Origin of the sequence: Gelidibacter sp. (assembly GCF_039916245.1) — a bacterium.
In the GTDB taxonomy this organism is placed as follows: Bacteria; Bacteroidota; Bacteroidia; order Flavobacteriales; family Flavobacteriaceae; genus Gelidibacter.
Genome location: NZ_JBDSLS010000271.1, coordinates 1 through 3333, shown reverse-complemented (window position 1 = coordinate 3333; position 3333 = coordinate 1). Strand labels below are relative to the sequence as shown.

General features: G+C 39.2%; 1 protein-coding gene. It reads right to left on the bottom strand.

The window, feature by feature from the left end; genetic code table 11:
* Positions 1-450 precede the first annotated feature (450 nt).
* Positions 451-3333: efflux RND transporter permease subunit (locus ABIQ28_RS13865; RefSeq protein ID WP_348038316.1), on the bottom strand; the 2883-nt coding region annotated here is incomplete at its 5' end.

Sequence of the window (3333 nt, the reverse complement as noted above, 5' to 3'; positions counted from 1 at the left end):
ATAATGATCAAAGTGGGTATGAATCATAAGCCCAAAAGGCAAACAAATCATTTAATTTTAAATAAGGATTACTAAGTCAAGAATTCTAAGTCAAAATAGGATAAACTACGCTTAGAAGAAGCAAATCAGATTATGTAAAACATTTATCAAATCATTGTTGTCCGATTAAAGTTGCGTTGATCTTCTAAAAATAGTGATCAATAAGTTCTTTTAACGTTTTTGATCCTCATCTCCTTCATTTTTCGGTTTTTGAAAACTATTCCTAAAACATCATAATCCATGCTAATTATGAATTTCACAGCCCCTATTTTCAATTAATTACGTATTTAGTCTTTGTTCTTGGTTCTATCAGCGGAGCGGTCTTAATTCTTTTATGGACCATAGTGTTATCAAAAAGATAAGGGCTAAATGAACACTGCCATTTAGCCCTTTTAATGCTATAATTTGACCTTATTCTGCCAACTCTTGATCCAAGTCCCTATTGACAGATTTTATTTTTACTCGCAGCCACATTTTAAACTTAGTGACTAAGAAAAATAAGATTGGTACGACGATCAATGTAAGGAATGTTGCAACCAGCAATCCGTATATCACAGTCCATGCCAAAGGTCCCCAAAAGACCACGTTATCTCCGCCCATGTAAATATCGGCGTCAAAGTCTTTGAACAGTGAAAAGAAGTTAATATTCAGGCCAATAGCCAAAGGCACCAATCCTAAAATGGTGGTAATGGCGGTTAATAAAACAGGACGTAAACGTGCTTTACCCGCTCTTACAATGCTTTCGTAAAGATCTTCAACTTCTAAATAATCATCTTTTTCAAGGTTGAGTTCATATTTTTTTCGTTCAATGAGTAATTCGGCATAATCTAAAAGGACCACCCCATTATTGACCACAATTCCGGCTAAGGCAATAATTCCTACCATAGTCATCATAATCACAAAGGCGCTTCCTGTAATAACAATCCCTCCAAATACACCAATAAAGCTTAAAAAGATGGCCAACATAATGATTGCTGGTTTTGAAATCGAGTTAAATTGGAATATAAGAATGAAAAATATCAATCCAAGACCTGCTGCAAAAGCACCCAACAGGAATGTCATTTGCTTTTGTTGCTCCTCAATTTGTCCGGTGTAATCCACTTTAATCTTATCAGGCATGCCTTTATAGCTTTTCATTTCATTTTGAATTTGAGCTACAATAGCACCTGCATCGGTATATCCCGGAGCTAATGCCGAATATACGGTAACCACACGATTGGTGCCCTTGTGTTTTATCGCACTAAAACCAGAGGTGTTCTCATATTTGATGAGGGTTGATAAAGGGATGTTCTTAATCTGTCCTTTATTATCTCTAAAAGTTATGTTTTGGTTGAAGAGCGCACTGGTATTATAGCGGTTGGCTTCATTAAAACGCACGTAAATATCAAAATTATCGCCGCCTTCTTTATAGATGCCCGCTTTGGCTCCAAAGATGGAATTACGCAATTGCTGCCCAATCTGAGAGGCGCTAACGCCAAGTTCGCCAGCCTTTTCGCGATCAATCGTCACGCGCATGGTTGGCTTATCCTTATTGACATCAATTTTAAGTTCATCTATACCCGCGATGTTTTTCGCGTTGATGAATTCCCTCATATTTTCGGCTGTGGAAATCAATTCGTTATAATCTTCGCCTTGAATTTCGATGTTAATAGGCGCGCCAACCGGTGGCCCATTGGCATCTTTTTCCACCGAAATCAAAACACCAGGATAAATGCCCACCAAGGCTTCCTGAACTTTTTGACGCAACAATTCACTGTCAGCACCTTTTCGGTATTTATACTCGCGCATAGAGGCGGTTATCTTTGCTTTATGAGGCATTTCAGCAGCTGAACCCATATCGGCCTGCGGGTCGCCAGCACCTTCACCAACTTGGGAGACGGCACTTTCTACCATAAAGTTATAATCACCTTCCTTATATTGGTTATCATTCAAAACCGCGTAAACACGTTTTTCAATCTGTTTTGTGATGGCATTTGTTTTTTCTATAGCCGTACCTTGCGGATATTCAATGTAGACAATGATTTGATTCGGTTTATTGTCAGGGAAAAACTCCACTTTGGTGCGTTTTGAAGATAAAGAAGCGCCAAAACCCACAAAGGCCAAAATCAACAAGGCTAGAGTTCCGAGACTTAAAATGTAAGGCATTCTTCCCGAAAGTGAGCGACGCAATTGGCGTTCATACCAGTTTTCTAATTTAACAAGGGAACTGTTTTGAAAGTTGTTGGCCCATTTTCTTAGGAAAAAACGATATACCCAAAGCATGATCGCCGTAAATATCATTAAGGTGCCAAGGGCACGATATTCTCCAGCTGTAAAAAACACGATCAAGCCGATAATTACCATCACACTTGTAGTGATAATAATGCGTTTTAAAGGCATGTTTTTATCTTCAATACTCATGAATTGTGAGACCAAAACAGAGTTGAAAAATATAGCAACAAATAATGACGAACCTAGAACTACCGATAAAGTAATTGGTAAAATCATCATGAATTCGCCCATGATCCCTGGCCATAATCCTAAGGGAATAAAGGCTGCCACGGTTGTAGCTGTTGAGATAATGATAGGAAAGGCGATTTCTCCAATCCCTTTTTTAGCAGCTTCTAATCGGCTCATGCCTTCTTCATCCATCAAGCGATAGACGTTTTCAACCACGACAATCCCGTTATCCACCAACATCCCGAGCCCCATAATCAACCCGAAAAGAACCATGGTATTCAAACTATGACCTAACAGATTTAAGATCATTAAGGACGTGAACATCGACATAGGAATCGCAAATCCAACGAATATGGCATTCTTAAATCCTAAGAAGAACATCAAGACGGTAACCACCAAGATGACTCCAAAAATGATATTATTGACTAAATCATCAACCTGAGCAATAGTGACGGAAGATTGGTCATTCGCAATCGTGATTTTCAGATCTTGTGGGAAAACTTCAGCCTGTGCATGCTCTATAATGGCCCTCACTTGTTCTACCGCATCGACCATGTTTTTTCCTGCACGTTTTTTAACGTCCAACATGACGACCGGCTGTCCGAATTCGCGCGCGAATGTTGTTTTGTCTTCTTCTTGAAAAGTAACGGTGGCAACATCTTTGAGGTAAATGGCCTTGCCATCCTCTGATTTTACGACAAAATCCTCCAATTGTTTTGGCGAGTCAATTTCGCCTAAAACACGAATCGTTCGTCGTTGTCCGCTTGAAATTAAATTTCCTGCAGACATGGTCACGTTACCACTTTTTATGGCTCCTATGATGTCGTTGAAAGTTACCTGTGAAGCCATCATTTT